Below are 17,266 nucleotides of genomic sequence, written 5' to 3'. Positions count from 1 at the left end.
TGAAACAAAATTAGTTGACATTTTTTAAAAGCCATTTTATTATAAAGACTATGTATACGTTACAACGTTAATGTGCCGTATATAAAATTGTTTCATGAGGAGGAATGGATTGTGAAAAAATCTATGAAAAAGTTACTGAGTCTTGGTTTGGCAATTGCCATGGCGGCATCTTTAACTGCCTGCGGAAGCGGAAAAGCTTCAGAGGGAACAACCGCAGCTGGAACAGAATCAAAGGGTGAGGCACAGACCACCGCAGCCGGCGGCGCAGCAGCAGGAGAGGGTACAATTAAGATCGGCGGAATCGGCCCTATCAGCGGAAGCACTGCTATTTACGGACAGGCCGTAAAGAATGGTGCAGAACTGGCAGTCAATGAGATTAATGCAAACGGAGGTATTAACGGTGCAAAGATCGAATTTAATTTCCAGGATGACGAAAATGATACGGAAAAATCAGTGAATGCTTACAATACCTTAAAAGACTGGGGTATGCAGTTACTGGTAGGAACTGTTACTTCAGCTCCCTGTATTGCAGTTGGTGCAGAATCCAGCAACGATAACATGTTCCAGTTAACACCATCCGGATCTGCTGCAGACTGTACCAAGTTTGAAAATCAGTTCCGTGTATGTTTCTCAGATCCTAACCAGGGTGTCGCTTCAGCACAGTATATCGGTGAAAACAAACTGGCTACCAAAGTAGCGGTTATTTATGACAGCTCCGATGTTTACTCATCCGGCATTCATGATAAATTTATTTCCGAAGCTGCAAATCAGGGCATTGAAATTGCAGCTGATGAAGCTTTTACAGCAGATAACAACACAAACTTCTCTGTACAGCTTCAGAAAGCACAGGATTCCGGTGCAGAGCTTGTTTTCCTTCCTATTTATTATTCACAGGCAGCTTTAATTCTTGCCCAGGCAAAACAGATGGGATATGCACCTGCGTTCTTTGGCTGTGATGGTCTTGACGGACTTCTTACAGTAGAGAATTTCGATACAGCTCTTGCTGAGAATGTAATGCTTTTAACACCGTTCGCAGCTGATGCCAAGGATGATCTTACTCAGAAATTCGTAACCTCTTTCAAAGAGAAGTACGGTGAGACTCCAAACCAGTTTGCAGCAGATGCTTACGATGCAGTTTACGCAGTGAAGGCAGCAGCTGAAAAAGCAGGCGTCACAGCAGATATGGATGCTTCTGCAATCTGCGATAAGTTAAAAACTGCAATGACCGAGATTTCCATCAACGGACTGACCGGTGAAAATATGAAGTGGACTGCAGACGGAGAACCGGATAAGGCTCCTAAGGCAGTAAAGATTGTAAACGGCGTATATACAGCAATGTAATATGACCCGCTGGAGGGCCGTCCAAGGGACGACCCTCTTCTTTGATATAATTTTCTTTAATAAAGACGAATGAGGTGCGTTGGTATGATGAGTTTCATATCCTATTTTATTAATGGTTTAAGCCTTGGCAGTGTTTATGCAATCATTGCTCTTGGATATACCATGGTATATGGCATTGCCAAGATGCTTAACTTTGCTCATGGTGATGTTATTATGATTGGAGGATACGTGGTGTTCACAGTTGTCAGCACAATGGGCTTAGGTCCTGTTGCGGGCATTCTCCTTGCGGTTATTCTATGTACTGTATTGGGCGTGGTCATTGAGGGCGTCGCTTATCGTCCTTTACGTATGGCAAGTCCTCTGGCAGTTCTGATTACGGCAATCGGTGTGAGCTACCTGCTTCAAAACATCGCACTGCTTGTCTTTGGTTCCAATCCAAAATCCTTTACTTCTGTTGTGAAAATTCCGGCATTAAAGCTGGCAGAAGGAAAGCTGACGATTTCAGGAGAAACGATCGTTACAATTATCAGCTGTGTTATTATTATGATTGGACTGACTGCATTCATTAAGAAGACAAGAGCAGGACAGGCCATGCTCGCCGTGTCAGAAGACAAGGGAGCAGCCCAGCTGATGGGAATTAATGTAGATGGTACCATTGCACTTACCTTTGCAATCGGTTCTGCTCTGGCTGCGATTGCAGGGGCACTTCTTTGCTCTGCATACCCGACCCTTACCCCATATACCGGTTCCATGCCTGGAATTAAGGCATTCGTTGCTGCTGTATTTGGAGGAATCGGTTCAATTCCGGGGGCGTTAATCGGAGGCCTGCTTCTGGGCGTGATTGAAAACTTAAGCAAAGCTTACATTTCATCCCAGCTTTCCGATGCTATTGTTTTCGCAGTTCTCATCGTTGTCCTTCTTGTAAAGCCTACCGGTATTCTCGGCAAGAAGATCAATGAGAAAGTATAGGTGGACGGAATGGAAAAAAGTACAGCAAAAAAGATTCATATCGATAAAACGTTAAAAACCAACTTAATTACTTACGGCATTGTGATTGCTGCATTTATTATTGTACAGCTTTTAATTTCAGCCGGAGAAGTCAGCAGTCTGATGAAGGGGCTTTTAGTACCTCTTTGTATTTACAGTATTATGGCAATTTCCTTAAACCTGACGGTAGGTATTCTGGGAGAACTGAGCCTTGGCCACGCTGGTTTTATGTGTATGGGAGCATTTTCCAGCTCGGTTTTCTCTATTTCCATGATGGATTCCATACCCAATGCCGGAGTTCGATTTTTCCTGGCAATTTTAGTGGGTGCAGCTGCAGCTGCAGCCGCAGGTATTGTTGTGGGAATTCCTGTTTTAAGGCTCAGAGGTGACTATCTTGCGATTGTAACACTGGCTTTTGGTGAGATTATTAAGAATGTTGTGAACGTTATTTATCTTGGAAAGGATTCAGGCGGATTTCACTTTTCCATGAAGAATGCCATGGCGCTTAATATGGAAAAGGACGGAACCGTGATTTTAAATGGTGCACAGGGTATTACCGGTACACCAAAAAACTCCACGTTTGTGATCGGTGTAATCCTGACTCTGATCACACTGTTCATTGTCCTCAATCTGATCAATTCCAGATCCGGCCGTGCGATTATGTCTGTCCGCGATAACAGAATTGCAGCTGAATCCATTGGTATTAATATAACCAAGTACAAACTTATGGCATTTACCATCTCCGCCTCCCTTGCAGGAGTTGCAGGAGTTTTATATTCCCATAACCTTTCTTCCCTGACAGCGACTCAGAAGAATTTCGGCTATAACCAGTCCATTATGATTCTGGTGTTTGTGGTACTTGGAGGAATCGGAAATATCAGGGGCTCCATGATTGCGGCAGTTTTACTGACGCTGCTTCCTGAGCTGTTAAGAGGTTTAAATGCTTACCGTATGCTGATTTATGCCATCATCCTGATTGTCATGATGATATTTAACTGGAGTCCGAAGCTGATCGATTTCAGGAAACGTTATTTTCATTTGAACAGGGCTAAGAAGGAGAGGGTATAATCATGGCTTTACTGGAAATTAAAAACCTTGGAATTTCATTTGGCGGTCTTCGGGCTGTAGATAATTTCAGCATCACCATTGAAAAGGGACAGCTTTACGGTCTGATTGGTCCAAACGGTGCGGGAAAAACCACGATTTTTAACCTTTTAACCGGTGTTTATAAACCCAATGCCGGAACGATCCTCTTAGACGGAGATAATATAACTGGGAAGAAAACTGTGGATATTAACCGGGCCGGAATAGCAAGAACATTCCAGAACATCCGTCTTTTTAAAGACTTAACGGTTCTGGATAATGTTAAAACCGGTCTTCACAACAGTCATCCTTATTCCACCATTGCCGGAATCTTAAGGCTTCCCCAATATTTTAAGGTTGAGAAAGAGATGGATGAGAAAGCGGTAGAGCTTTTAAAGGTCTTTGATCTGGATAAGGAGAAGGATACCCTTGCGTCCAATCTGCCTTATGGAAAACAGCGCAAGCTTGAGATAGCAAGAGCGCTTGCGACTGGTCCCAAACTCCTGCTTCTTGATGAGCCGGCGGCTGGTATGAATCCCAATGAGACAGCTGAACTTATGGATACCATACGTTTCGTACGGGATAATTTTGATATGACCATTCTTTTAATAGAACACGATATGAAGCTTGTCTCCGGGATTTGTGAGCGTTTGACGGTGCTGAATTTCGGTCAGGTGCTTACCCAGGGTAAAACAGCGGATGTGCTTCATGATCCGGAAGTCATCAAGGCATATCTGGGAGAATAAGGAGGCTTTCAACATGGCAATACTTGAAGTGAAAAACCTGGAAGTATATTATGGCGTCATCAAGGCGTTAAAAGATATTTCCTTTGAAGTAAAGGAAGGGGAGATTGTCGCACTGATCGGTGCCAACGGCGCCGGCAAGACAACCACTCTTCATACAATAACCGGTCTGATCAAAGCATCATCCGGCAGCATACAGTTTGATGGTAACGATATTACCAAAATCAGGGGAGATAAAATCGTAGGTATGGGCATGGCCCACGTTCCGGAAGGAAGAAGGGTTTTTGCAGCTTTAAGTGTGTATGAGAATCTGAAGCTTGGTGCCTATACGAGAAGAGATAAAAATGAAATAGAAGAAACTCTTCAGATGATTTACAAACGTTTCCCCAGACTCTTGGAAAGAAAGAACCAGCCCGCCGGTACATTAAGCGGTGGGGAGCAGCAGATGCTTGCCATGGGACGTGCGCTCATGAGCCACCCCAAGGTAATCGTCCTTGATGAGCCGTCTATGGGACTTTCCCCTATTTACGTGAATGAAATCTTTGATATTATTCAGGAAATCAACAAGTCGGGTACAACGGTTCTTTTGGTGGAACAGAATGCAAAGAAGGCATTATCCATTGCAAACAGGGCCTATGTTTTAGAAACCGGCTCCATTGTGTTAAGCGGTGATGCCAAAGAACTGATGAATGATGATTCTGTAAAGAAGGCATATTTAAGCGAATAACGAACAGGTTGAAACAGATACTGCAGCAGAAACTTGCTGAATGCAGTATCTGTTTTTGTCTCACATGGAAAAGTTTGTCCAAAACATCAAGAAAGCAGTGCATGATTATGGTAAGATAGCATTCGGAATCTAAAAATTGAAAGGAGGCAGGATATGTACTGGGTGCTTATGAAATGCTGCTTTCGGCAGCAAATTCAGTATAAATGGAATCTGCTTTTTCAGATTATTGGTGACTGGCTTGCTGTCTACATAAAAATCTGTATCTGGCAGGCGATTCTTAACGCAGGCGGAATAAAGAATATCAGCTTTCAAACCATGGTTTCCTATTCGGTGATAGCTGCCATGGTAAACGGTTTGCTGCGTTCCAGGATAGCCGAGGAACTGGCGGATCGTTTTCGGACAGGAATGATTGCGATTGATTTTATCCGCCCCATTTCTTTAAAATGGTATTACTTCTTTGGACAGTTAGGAGAGAATTTATATCATGTTTTGTTTGAAGGGATCTTTATCGCTGCAGTGTCATTTTTTCTATGGAAACTGCCTGTCCCGGGACCGGGAACTGTTTTGATTTTCTTTATCAGTCTGACTCTTGGAATTTTAATTATGTTTTCTATCCAATATACCATAGGACTATTGGTCTTCTGGATGAAAGACGGTACCTATACACGCATGACAGCAGATGCACTGTTTCTTCTTTTTTCCGGAATCGATATTCCTCTCTGGTTTTATCCTGACTGGCTGAAGTCATTTTGTGATGTTCTTCCCTTTTCCTATGTGGCATATAAGCCGGTTGCCATATGGCTTGGAATGGAGGAAGCGGACCAGTGGCAGAAACTATTGCTCATTCAGTTTACATGGATGCTCATTCTTTTTATGGCAGAGAGGATGATATGGAAGCGGATTCAAAGCAGTATAGAAATACAGGGAGGGTGAAAGATTATGTTTGGTCTGTATGGTGCATTTGCTAAAGTTGCTTTTCTGACACAGCTGGAATACAGGGGACAGTATCTTATGCGAATGACTGCTAAAATACTGGGCTGGTCTTCCGGTTTTATACTGCTTGTCATTCTGCTTAAAAAAGTTGGGCCTGTGGCGGGGTGGGGCTTATATGAGATACTTCTTTTATACGCCTTTGATGTTCTCTCTTATTCCATAGCGGGAACATTTTTTATGGGAGGCTTCGGCAAGCTGCCCAGGCTGATTCGCAGCGGAGAGCTTGATGGAATTTTAACAAAGCCGGTGAATCCTCTTATTTATCTGATCTGTACCAAAGTAAGCGCAGGATATACCAGCAATTATGTGATAGCAGGGTCAATAATAGGAATCAGCCTGCACAATCTGGGAATCTCTCTGTCTTTTAATCAGATAGTCTGGCTGATCCTTGATATAGCCGGCGCTTCGTTAATACAGGCTGCCGGTTTCATGGTAACAACAGTACCTGCTTTCTGGTTTTTGAAAAGCGATGGTCTGTATCGGCTTTTTTACAAGAATCTGACCTGCTTTCTGCAATATCCACTCACTATTTATCATGGCGGCATCCGTTTTTTGCTGACGTTTCTGCTGCCTTATGGATTTATTAATTTTTATCCTGTCCAGTTTTTTATTAACAGACAGGAGGGGATGCTGTCACCGTTATTTTTGTTCCTCACACCTTTTGTGGGAGCTTTTGTATTTTTTATTGCCTACAGATTCTGGCAAAAGGGGCTTCATGCATACCAGAGCACTGGATCGTAAAATATGAGCGGAGGGAAACGATGTCTTATATAGCAGTTGATCATGTAACCAGAGAATTTAAGAGTTTTAAACGTCCTGAGGGATTAAAAAACGCTCTTTCTTCTCTATTAAACCGCAGCTATGAGGTGAGAAAAGCAGTGGATGATTTATCTTTTACTGTAGAGAAAGGGGAACTGGTTGGATACATCGGACCGAATGGAGCAGGGAAATCCACGACCATAAAAATGCTGACGGGAATCATCACGCCTACTTACGGGACGATAAAAACCGGAGGAATCATCCCCTGGGAAAACAGAAAAGAAAATGCAAGGCACATCGGTGTTGTCTTTGGTCAGAGATCCCAGCTTAACTGGGACCTTCCCATGGAAGACACGTTTGAGCTGTACCGGAGAATGTATGGAACTGAAAAAGTCCGGTTTCAAAGAAATACGGAGATGTTCACGGAACTCTTAGAGATGCAGTCTTTTTTAAATAAACCGGTCCGGCAATTAAGTCTGGGGCAGAAAATGAGAGCAGAACTGGCGATTGCCCTTTTGCACGATCCTGATATTCTGTATCTGGACGAACCAACCATCGGACTTGATGTGGTGGTGAAGGATAAAATAAGAAAATTTGTAAGAGAGTTAAACCATGAAAAAAAGACAACGGTAATTCTTACAACCCATGATATGGCTGATATAGAAGAAATCTGCGACCGGATTATTATGATCGATCATGGTAAGCTGGTGCTTGATCAGCCGGTTGGTACGTTTAAGTCACAGGGGGCAGACCAGTACTACGCAGAGGTCACATTCCGGTGCTGCAAAGAACCGTTACACTTAGATGGCGTAGAGCTTATAAAAGAGTTTCCCCTCTGCCATACCTACAGCATCAATCCCAGACTCGTCTCCATGAACGTTCTGTTAAGCCGCATTTCGGAACTCTTTGAGGTTACGGATATTACAATTAAAAAACCAGAAATTGATGAGATCGTACGAAAAATATACACCTCTCAACCAGGAGAAGCAAGTGGACAGTTATTATATTCTAAATGATGCAATTCAATATGTGGAAGACCATATCAAAGAAACAATAGCAGCAGAAGAGATTGCAGCTGCCTGCAATTATTCCGTTTCAAATTTAAAGTACTTATTTCATAAGGTATTCCAGTATGGGATGATGGAGTATGTAAACAGAAGGAAGATTTCTGAAGCAGCATGCCGCCTTATTAAAACACAGGAATCGGTCTGTCAGATAGCCTTTTATTACGGCTTCAGCTCCCAGGAAGTTTTTACCAGAGCCTTTTATAAAATATGGCAGGAGACTCCCGGTGTATACAGAAAGAAAAGGCATTTTTACGGACTTTATCCCAGACAGGAATTTATCTGCGATGAATGCGGCGTTTTCCGCAGACGATATGATCTGACCGGTCTGACAGAAGAATTAAAGGCAAGAGACTGTTCATCAGTTGTGTGTTTTGATATTGTCGGCATCAGGTTTATAAAAACCTGCTATGGGAAAGAGGCGGGGGAGGCCGCGGCCTTACATGCGCTGCAACGGCTGGAAGAATACCTGGGCGGAGACTGTTCCATTTACCGGCTTGCAGGCGATAAGTTTGCAGTTAATTTAGGAGGAGCAGGATTTCATTCTGCCAGAAACGCAGCATTACAGGTACTTGAAGCAAATGGTGCCGCATTTACTTATAAAGGCAATGAGATTTCCTTATCCATGTTTGCAGGAGTGAGTCAGATTACTGCCAGGGGAATAACATCGAAACAGCTGTTTGATATTTTAAACCTTACCATAGAAAAGGCCCATAATCGGCTGTTCCGCAACTATACCGGTCCGGATGGATTACCTACCTTAAAGCTCCGCTGTGATGATGCTTCCGGGCTTTACAAAGGTGAGGTCAGTCATGTTTACCGGGAATCCCATATGGGTATCCATGGATTTGCCTGCCGTATCCCCTGTGAAGAAACGAATTATTTCTTTTCTGTTGATGACGAAACAGAACCGGTTCGATGGAAAACCTCTGAAAATGAATACCATCTGTTTTTTCCGGATGGGGAAGACTGGTATCGGAAAACAGTTTTTGACAGCAGCAAAGAGGCGGTGAGGGATCATTACTATATCATCAGGAACTTACACCGTCATAAGGATCATTTCCTTACATTTACCCTGTTGTATTTAGAAATCATGTGTTCTGCAGACGGCAGGGTAATAACACTGAACAGCGGGGAATTAAAAGAGGCGCTGCATGAGGGAATCATTTCAAAAAAAGAATACAGGAAAATATTAAATACCGGTAAATCCATCCTTAACAGGATCGAAAAGAAAAGGGAATAATCTTTTCACCCCCGCATATAGTGTAACAGCACAGAAGGGGGAATCTTTATGGACAATTATAACGTATACAATGATATCAAAGCCCGGACCAACGGAGAAATCTACATTGGAGTGGTTGGCCCCGTAAGAACAGGAAAGTCCACCTTTATCAAGCGTTTTATGGAATTGATGGTACTGCCGGGCATGGAAGACGAACACCAGAAAACTCAGACAAGGGACGAACTGCCTCAGAGCGCAGCCGGAAAGACCATTATGACGACGGAACCTAAATTTATTCCCAAAGAGGCCGCAACCATCCGGCTGGGAGATGAGATTGAGACAAAGGTCCGCCTCATCGACTGTGTTGGTTTTATGGTGGACGGCGCAGCGGGGCATATTGAAAATGAGGAAGAGCGTCTGGTAAAAACACCCTGGTTTGATTATGAGATCCCATTTACCAAAGCGGCGGAAATCGGTACGAGAAAAGTAATCAATGATCATTCCACCATCGGTGTCGTTGTTACAACAGACGGTTCCATCGGTGAACTGAAGCGTCCCAATTACATAGCTGCAGAAGAACGCACCGTCCAGGAACTTAAGAATCTTGGAAAACCATTTCTTATACTTTTAAATTCTGCAAAACCATTCTCAGATGAAACCGTTGCCCTGGCAAAGGATATGAGTGTGAAGTATGGTGTTACAGTTATGCCGATTAACTGTGAGCAGTTGAAGAAAGAAGATGTGGGAAACATTCTGGAGCGTGTATTAAAGGAATTCCCTGTAACGGAAATGGATTTTTACATTCCAAAATGGCTTGAAATACTTCCTGCCACACACTGGTTAAAGGCTCAGGTGATTCAGGCAGCCAAGGACATGGTAAAGAAGGTAACCCAGATGAAAGATGTATCTGCCGGTTTATTTAACGGGGAAACAGAGAGCATCCGCGGGGTGAAGGTTCAGAACATGAACATGGCAGACGGAAGCGTATCCGTTGACATGGATGTGGATGACAGCTTTTATTATCAGATTTTAAGCGATTACGTAGGAATCCCGATTGAAGGGGAATATCAGCTGATGCAGACATTAAGCGAGCTTGCAAAAATGAAAAAGGAATATGAAAAGGTCAATCAGGCCATGAGCCAGGTCAGAATGAAAGGTTATGGCGTAGTGACTCCCGAGCGTTCTGAAATCATGCTTGATGAGCCGGAAGTAATTAAACACGGGAATAAGTACGGTGTAAAAATGCGTGCAGAGGCCCCATCCATTAACTTAATTAAAGCCCATATTCAGACAGAAATCGCTCCCATCGTAGGAAGTGAACAGCAGGCAGAAGATTTAATTGCCTATATAAAGGAAAATGCCAGAGAAAGCGAAGAAGGTATCTGGAATACCAATATCTTTGGTAAATCCATTGAACAGATTGTGGAAGACGGAATTCAGACGAAAATATCCCAGCTTACAGATGACTGTCAGATGAAGCTGCAGGACACCCTCCAAAAAATAATTAACGATAGTAATGGCGGTATGATTTGCATTATTATCTAAATTAATGGTATAATAGGAAAAACAAATACAAAAGGAGGGCTTTTATGAAATTGACGTTCATCGGCGCAGCCCATGAGGTAACCGGAAGCTGTCATTATCTGGAAGCGGCAGGCTTAAGGATTCTTGTGGACTGCGGAATGGAGCAGGGGATTGACCGGTTTGAAAATGCCAGCCTGCCCGTCAGCTACGCCCAGATTGATTATGTGCTTCTGACTCACGCCCACATTGACCATGCAGGATTGCTTCCTTTTATCTACGCCAGAGGCTTCAGGGGAAAAGTGATTTCTACGGATGCAACCGCTGATCTATGCGCAATCATGCTTAAGGACAGTGCCCATATTCAGGAGTCTGAGGCAGAATGGAAAAACCGGAAAGCAAGGCGTGCAGGTCTTCCGGAAGAAGAGCCCCTCTATGGAATGAATGATGCCATGGGTGTATTGGAGCTGTTTCGGTCTTATCAGTATAATGAAAAAGTGGAACTGGAAGATGGCCTCACCATCCGATTTACCGATGTGGGTCATCTTCTTGGTTCCGCCTCCATCGAAACCTGGATCAGGGAAGAAAACTGTTCCAGGAAAATTGTTTTCTCCGGCGATATCGGCAATAAGAACAAGCCGCTGATCCGTGATCCGCAGTACATAAAGGATGCAGATTATGTAGTGATGGAATGTACCTACGGAGATCGCCTTCACGGCAAAATACCGGATCATGTGAGCGTACTTGCGGATATTGTCCAAAGAACACTTGACCGGGGCGGTAATGTGGTGATTCCTGCTTTCGCAGTAGGAAGAACCCAGGAACTGCTTTATATGTTCCGGCGGATCAAGTCCGAAAACCGGATTACAGGTCATGATGGATTTGAGGTATATGTTGACAGCCCTCTTGCAGTTGAGGCAACGGAAGTTTTTAAAGACAATCTGGTAGACTGTTATGATGAAGAAACCAGGGAGCTGGTTATGAAGGGGATTAATCCGATTTCATTCCCGGGCCTGAAGCTCTCGGTCACCAGTGAAGATTCAAGAAACATCAATTTTAATTCAAAGCCCAAAGTAATTATATCGGCTGCAGGAATGTGCGATGCCGGGCGGATCCGGCACCATTTAAAGCATAATCTGTGGCGCCCGGAGTGTACCATTGTCTTTACGGGCTATCAGTCCATAGGGACGCTTGGCAGAAGCCTGATCGATGGCAGCACCGATGTAAGGCTTTTTGGTGAAACCATTCAGGTGGAAGCCCATATTGAACAGATGGGTGGGATGAGTTCCCATGCAGATATGGAAGGATTGATTGCCTGGTTGAATGCATTTGAAGAAAAACCGCGACAAGTATTTCTGGTTCATGGCGATGATCTGGTCTGCAATTCCTTTGAACAGCTTTTAAAGAAAGAGTATGCTTACCAGGTAAGTGCGCCCTATTCCGGTTCCATATATGATCTCGCCCTGGGTAAATGGGTGGATGAAGCAGAAGGAGTCGCTGTAGTCAGAGTACCGGAAACCGCTAAAAAACCTGTTGGTGTTTACGCCAGACTGTTTGCAGCAGGAGAACGGCTCCTGCAGGTAATCCGCCATAATGAGGGCGGGGCCAATAAAGATCTTGCCAAATTTGCAGATCAGATTAATTCATTGTGTGATAAATGGGACAGATGAAAATAAGGAGAACATGAGAAATTGACAAAGGTACAGTTATTTACAGATGGAGCTGCGAGAGGAAATCCTGACGGACCGGGAGGTTACGGCGCGATTTTGCAGTTTACAGATTCTAAGGGGCAGCTCCATGAAAAATCAATGTCTGCAGGATATGTGAAAACCACTAATAACCGCATGGAACTGATGGCAGCGATTGCAGGTCTGGAGGCTTTAACCAGACCCTGCCAGGTGGAGCTGTATTCGGATTCCAAATATTTAACGGATGCATTTAACCAGCACTGGATTGATAACTGGGTAAAGAATGACTGGAAAAGGGGAAAGAGCGGTCCTGTAAAGAACATTGATTTATGGGAGCGCCTGCTGAGGGCAATACAGATGCACCAGGTTTCCTTTCACTGGGTAAAGGGACATGCTGGTCATCCCATGAATGAAAGGTGTGATGTGCTGGCTACCAGTGCAGCTGACGGACATGATCTGCTTACAGATGAAGGCCTTTCCTAAAGAGAAAAGTGAGTGGATAAAACTTACATATCTCTTACAATCTCTTACTAAATCCGGTTTCCTATTTTCTTTCTTTTTTATTTGTGATATGGTAATTTCATTAAAGCATGTTAGGATGAAACGTCATGAATAGAAACAGAGGAATTTGGATTGTAATAGGAAGTATACTGGTCATAGGCATATTGGTGACCTTTGCTACCTTCAGCTTCGTAAAGGGAAAAGACAGTACAACGAATTCTTCCGCAGTTTCGGGATATTCCGAAGACAGCCAGTTTCTAAAAGAAGAAAAAACAGGAAGCGGTTCTGTCAGGCAGATCTCTCCGGATGTGATGATTTCAAAAGAAACACAGAAGAAATCTGTTCCCGAAGAAACGGAAGCATCTTCAGATACATCCCAGTCAGAAGAGGACGACGAAAGTGCTGTATTACAGGATACCCAGGAGCCGATGATGAAAAGAGCGCTTTTATCAGAACCGGCTGCAGAGGGTGCGGATACATACGGTGAAAGTGAAACACAGTCTGCCGTTTCGGAACCTGTGATAACCCCGATTACTCCGGATTCCAAGGCCAAGACAGCCCAGGCGGCAGCTCCGTCTGAAGGTGCGGATTATTTCAGAAAGCATTTAAAGGAGCTGGATGCCCAGATTAAAAAGATGAGGGAGGATTCGGCTGATTCCAACACCTATTCCATGAAAGCCCTGGCTGACAAAGAACTGAAGCTTTGGAACCGGGAGCAGAATACGATATATGAAGCGATTTCTGAAACCCTGCCTGAAGATTTAAAAAGACAATTGGAAGCCTCCCAGCAGTCCTGGATTAAAGACAGGGATATAAAAGCGGGAGAAGCTGCCAAAAAATACAGCGGGGGAACCCTGGAAGAACTTGAATATACAGCTTCTCTTGCTGAATCCACGAGAGAAAGGGCTTACAGCCTGATCGAGGAATATGCGGAATATCTTACTCCATAGAAACGACGAAAAAGTACGGTTTTTACCGTACTTTTTCATTTGCATGAAAAAAATAACAAATGAATATCTTGCTAAATAAAATTCCTTGTGATAGGATAATAAAATGAGCGATATTATAATAACTTTCGGGAGGAAAAAATAATGACAGCAATATTTGCAAGTTTCCTGGGAACCGCTATTAAATTCCTGTTTTTCCTGCTTATTTCCTGGGGCGGAATTGTATGCGGAAAGAAATACAGAGATTATAAAGATGCCGCCAGTGCCGCAGCTGGTGCGGATGAGACAAAATAACTAACGGAGGACAGTAACGTGAATAACTACGGTGTGAATGAACTGAGGAGAATGTACCTTGAATTCTTTGAGAGCAAGGGACATTTAGCGATGAAAAGCTTCTCCCTGGTTCCACATAATGATAACAGCTTGTTATTGATCAACTCGGGTATGGCACCCTTAAAACCATATTTTACAGGTCAGGAGCTTCCTCCAAGAAGAAGGGTAACAACCTGCCAGAAGTGTATTAGAACCGGTGATATTGAGAATGTAGGCAAAACTGCCCGCCACGGCACATTTTTTGAAATGCTTGGCAACTTTTCATTTGGAGATTATTTCAAGAATGAAGCAATTCACTGGTCATGGGAATTTTTAACAGAGGTAGTCGGACTGGATCCGGACAGGCTGTATCCTTCCGTATATCTGGAAGATGATGAAGCCTTTGAAATCTGGAACAAAGATATCGGCATTGCACCGGAGCGTATATTCCGGTTTGGCAAGGAAGACAACTTCTGGGAGCACGGAGCAGGTCCATGCGGTCCATGTTCTGAGATCTATTATGACCGGGGTGAAAAATATGGCTGTAAAAAGCCTGGCTGCACCGTAGGCTGTGACTGTGACCGTTATATGGAAGTATGGAATAACGTATTTACACAGTTTGAGAACGATGGTCAGGGCAATTATGCAGAATTAAAGCAGAAGAATATTGATACAGGAATGGGTCTGGAGCGTCTTGCAGTGGTTGTGCAGGATGTGGATTCCATTTTTGATGTAGATACGATTAAAGCACTTTTAAACCGTGTGGCAAAGCTGGCCAATACAGAATATAAAAAGGATGCAGATGTTGATGTGTCACTTCGTCTCATTGCCGATCATATCCGTTCCTGTACCTTTATGATTTCCGATGGAATTATGCCGTCTAATGAAGGCAGAGGCTATGTTCTCCGCCGTCTTTTAAGAAGGGCTGCCCGCCATGGAAGGCTTCTGGGAATCGAAGGCAAATTCCTCGCGGATTTATCCACAACTGTCATAGAACTTTCAAAGGACGGTTATCCGGAACTGGAAGAAAAGAAGGCCATGATATTAAAGGTCCTTACTCAGGAAGAAGATAAGTTTAATAAGACCATTGATCAGGGACTTGCCATTTTAAATGAACTGGAAGAAGATATGGTAAAAAGAGGCAGCAGGATTCTGACTGGTGAAGATGCCTTTAAGCTGTATGATACCTACGGATTCCCTCTTGACTTAACTCTTGAGATTCTGGAAGAAAAACAGTTCGGTGTGGATGAAGAAGGCTTTAAGGCAGCCATGCAGAAACAGCGTGAAACAGCCAGAAATGCCAGAAAGACCACGAATTATATGGGTGCGGATGTTACGGTTTACCAGTCTATTGATCCGTCCCTCACAACGGAGTTTACAGGCTATGACAGTTTAATCTGTGATACTGTGATCACTGCACTTACCAGTGACAGCGATCTTGTGGAAGCCCTGACAGACGGAGAGACCGGAACGATCGTAACGGAAAAAACCTCTTTTTACGGAACCATGGGCGGTCAGCAGGGCGATACCGGTATAATTATCTGTGAAACCGGAGAATTCAAAGTTGAGGATACCATTCATCTTCAGGGCGGCAAAGTCGGTCATGTGGGAAAGGTTGTAAAAGGTATGCTGCAGACCGGTGATAAGGTAACCTGTAAGGTCTGTGAGAAAAACCGTCAGAATACAGGCAAAAACCACAGCGCCACCCATCTTCTCCAGAAAGCATTGAGAACCGTGCTTGGCAGCCATGTAGAGCAGGCAGGATCATTCGTTGATGGTGACAGACTCCGTTTCGACTTTACTCATTTTTCCGCTTTAATACCGGAAGAGATTGATAAGGTGGAAACTCTTGTTAATGAAAAAATCAAAGAATCCCTCCCGGTACAGACAGAGATCATGTCTCTTGAGGAAGCTAAAAAGTCTGGCGCCATGGCATTATTTGGTGAAAAATACGGAGACAGTGTCCGCGTGGTAAAAATGGGCGATTTCTCCACAGAACTTTGCGGAGGTACCCATATTTCCAATACAGGTGTCATCGGATCCTTTAAGATCCTTTCTGAGACCGGCATTGCAGCCGGCGTCCGCAGAATTGAGGCATTAACCGGTGACGGATTAATGAATTATTATAAAGAAACCGAAGCGGCTCTGCATGAAGCAGCAAAGGCTGCAAAAACCACACCTGCTTCCCTGACTGCGAAGATAGAATCTCTCCTGGAGGAGATAAAGACTCTTCACTCTGAAAATGAGAAGTTAAAGAGTAAGCTGGCCAATGATTCTCTTGGCGATGTTATGGATCAGGTGACAGAAGTAAAGGGCACGAAAGTTCTGGCTGTGAAAGTTCTGGATGTGGATATGAACGGTCTTCGGAACTTAGGTGACCAGTTAAAAGACAAGCTGGGAGAAGGCGTAATCGTAATCGCATCTGTACAGGATGGAAAGGTCAATTTAATGGCTGCTGTTACCGATGAAGCTCAGAAAAAGGGAGCTCATGCAGGCAACTTAATTAAGGCCATAGCTTCCCTTGTGGGAGGAGGCGGCGGCGGACGTCCAAACATGGCTCAGGCTGGCGGTAAGAATCCGGCAGGAGTTGATGAATGCTTATCCAAAGTGGCAGAAGTTGTGGGTGAACAGCTGAGATAATTGCCGTAATAATTGAAAAATAATAAAAAATTTTTCTTGACGTATGGCAAAATTATGCTATAATCATATCAGTGCTATAAAATACCCAAACAGTTGTATTATGCACAAGTACACAACTGGAGGGAGGTTAGGTGTGAGCTATGTCAAATGTAATCGTTAAAGACAACGAGAGCTTAGATAGCGCTTTACGCAGATTCAAAAGAAACTGTGCAAAAGCAGGTATCCAGCAGGAAATTCGTAAGAGAGAGCATTACGAAAAGCCAAGCGTAAGACGTAAGAAAAAGTCTGAAGCTGCAAGAAAACGTAAATATAACTAATTCTTAAAAGATGAATCCCTGGTCTCTTTTTTGTGACCAGGGGTTTTTTCGCCTTTTTACGCGCTATAGAATTTTCCATATTATAATTGCATATAGTAGAAAAGAAGAGAAAAGAGAAAGGCGAAAAAGTTATGCTGGAGGAAACAAAAGTAAAAGCAGCTTCCGCCTTAAAACTTCCAAAGGATGTGGTTCTTGGAGAAGTGCTTGTATCGTTTCTGGGCCGCCATAGTGTTGTGATCGAAAATTACAGAAGCATTATTTTATATACGGACTGTTTAATCAAGATTCAGGCAAAAAACTGCCGGGTTATCATAGGAGGCAGCCGTCTGATGATTGAGTATTACACCAATGAAGAGATGAAAATCAACGGTTACATTAAATCCCTGGAATTTGATTAGACTGGGAATAATGGAGGTGTAGT

At 43.6% G+C, this 17,266-nt stretch carries 17 protein-coding genes; all 17 read left to right on the top strand.

What is annotated here, in order from left to right; genetic code table 11:
- Nucleotides 1-123 precede the first annotated feature (123 nt).
- A complete protein-coding gene (locus V7D18_RS27200; protein WP_426159262.1) occupies nucleotides 124-1,341 on the top strand; it encodes an ABC transporter substrate-binding protein in 1,218 nt (405 codons plus the stop codon).
- 87 nt (nucleotides 1,342-1,428) lie between these two features.
- Nucleotides 1,429-2,310, top strand: coding sequence for a branched-chain amino acid ABC transporter permease (locus V7D18_RS27195; protein ID WP_426159261.1), 882 nt, complete (start codon nucleotides 1,429-1,431; stop codon nucleotides 2,308-2,310).
- Between the two features lie 9 nt (nucleotides 2,311-2,319).
- Nucleotides 2,320-3,396, top strand: a complete 1,077-nt coding sequence (locus V7D18_RS27190) for a branched-chain amino acid ABC transporter permease (RefSeq protein WP_426159149.1) — start codon at nucleotides 2,320-2,322, stop codon at nucleotides 3,394-3,396.
- A 2-nt stretch (nucleotides 3,397-3,398) separates the two neighbouring features.
- Nucleotides 3,399-4,157: an ABC transporter ATP-binding protein gene (locus V7D18_RS27185; protein ID WP_426159147.1), complete on the top strand. Its 759-nt coding sequence runs from the start codon at nucleotides 3,399-3,401 to the stop codon at nucleotides 4,155-4,157.
- 13 nt (nucleotides 4,158-4,170) lie between these two features.
- Nucleotides 4,171-4,881, top strand: a complete 711-nt coding sequence (locus tag V7D18_RS27180) for an ABC transporter ATP-binding protein (protein ID WP_426159145.1) — start codon at nucleotides 4,171-4,173, stop codon at nucleotides 4,879-4,881.
- Between the two features lie 153 nt (nucleotides 4,882-5,034).
- The gene (locus tag V7D18_RS27175) at nucleotides 5,035-5,814 is read left to right on the top strand and encodes an ABC transporter permease (protein WP_426159144.1); all 780 of its coding nucleotides are present in this window, start codon (nucleotides 5,035-5,037) and stop codon (nucleotides 5,812-5,814) included.
- A gap of 6 nt (nucleotides 5,815-5,820) precedes the next feature.
- Nucleotides 5,821-6,615, top strand: a complete 795-nt coding sequence (locus V7D18_RS27170) for an ABC transporter permease (RefSeq protein WP_426159142.1) — start codon at nucleotides 5,821-5,823, stop codon at nucleotides 6,613-6,615.
- 20 nt (nucleotides 6,616-6,635) lie between these two features.
- Nucleotides 6,636-7,649 (top strand): ABC transporter ATP-binding protein, encoded by a 1,014-nt coding sequence (locus tag V7D18_RS27165; RefSeq protein ID WP_426159139.1) that lies wholly within the window; start codon nucleotides 6,636-6,638, stop codon nucleotides 7,647-7,649.
- Entirely contained in the window at nucleotides 7,624-8,940 is a 1,317-nt protein-coding gene (locus V7D18_RS27160) for a helix-turn-helix domain-containing protein (RefSeq protein WP_426159138.1), read from the top strand. Before V7D18_RS27165 ends, V7D18_RS27160 begins: the two co-directional genes overlap by 26 nt.
- 48 nt (nucleotides 8,941-8,988) lie before the next feature.
- Nucleotides 8,989-10,464 (top strand): stage IV sporulation protein A, encoded by a 1,476-nt coding sequence (gene spoIVA, locus V7D18_RS27155; protein WP_426159137.1) that lies wholly within the window; start codon nucleotides 8,989-8,991, stop codon nucleotides 10,462-10,464.
- A 44-nt stretch (nucleotides 10,465-10,508) separates the two neighbouring features.
- On the top strand, nucleotides 10,509-12,110 hold the full coding sequence (locus V7D18_RS27150) for an MBL fold metallo-hydrolase RNA specificity domain-containing protein (RefSeq protein WP_426159136.1): 1,602 nt from the start codon (nucleotides 10,509-10,511) through the stop codon (nucleotides 12,108-12,110).
- A gap of 21 nt (nucleotides 12,111-12,131) precedes the next feature.
- Nucleotides 12,132-12,611 carry a ribonuclease HI gene (rnhA, locus tag V7D18_RS27145; protein ID WP_426159135.1) on the top strand — a complete coding sequence of 160 codons (480 nt, stop codon included), beginning with the start codon at nucleotides 12,132-12,134 and terminating at the stop codon, nucleotides 12,609-12,611.
- A 125-nt stretch (nucleotides 12,612-12,736) separates the two neighbouring features.
- Nucleotides 12,737-13,579: a lysozyme inhibitor LprI family protein gene (locus V7D18_RS27140; RefSeq protein ID WP_426159134.1), complete on the top strand. Its 843-nt coding sequence runs from the start codon at nucleotides 12,737-12,739 to the stop codon at nucleotides 13,577-13,579.
- Between the two features lie 141 nt (nucleotides 13,580-13,720).
- Nucleotides 13,721-13,870 (top strand): hypothetical protein, encoded by a 150-nt coding sequence (locus tag V7D18_RS27135; RefSeq protein ID WP_170313342.1) that lies wholly within the window; start codon nucleotides 13,721-13,723, stop codon nucleotides 13,868-13,870.
- A 51-nt stretch (nucleotides 13,871-13,921) separates the two neighbouring features.
- The gene (gene alaS, locus V7D18_RS27130) at nucleotides 13,922-16,528 is read left to right on the top strand and encodes an alanine--tRNA ligase (protein WP_426159259.1); all 2,607 of its coding nucleotides are present in this window, start codon (nucleotides 13,922-13,924) and stop codon (nucleotides 16,526-16,528) included.
- 140 nt (nucleotides 16,529-16,668) lie between these two features.
- Nucleotides 16,669-16,845 carry a 30S ribosomal protein S21 gene (gene rpsU / locus V7D18_RS27125; protein ID WP_003504099.1) on the top strand — a complete coding sequence of 59 codons (177 nt, stop codon included), beginning with the start codon at nucleotides 16,669-16,671 and terminating at the stop codon, nucleotides 16,843-16,845.
- Nucleotides 16,846-16,976: 131 nt separating this feature from the next.
- Entirely contained in the window at nucleotides 16,977-17,243 is a 267-nt protein-coding gene (locus tag V7D18_RS27120; RefSeq protein WP_117415513.1) for a YabP/YqfC family sporulation protein, read from the top strand.
- Nucleotides 17,244-17,266 lie beyond the last annotated feature (23 nt).

This window comes from Lacrimispora sp. 38-1 (assembly GCF_049890855.1).
In the GTDB taxonomy this organism is placed as follows: Bacteria; Bacillota; Clostridia; order Lachnospirales; family Lachnospiraceae; genus Lacrimispora.
The sequence above is the reverse complement of the archived record's forward strand: the minus strand, read 5'-3'. Positions and strand labels throughout refer to the sequence as shown.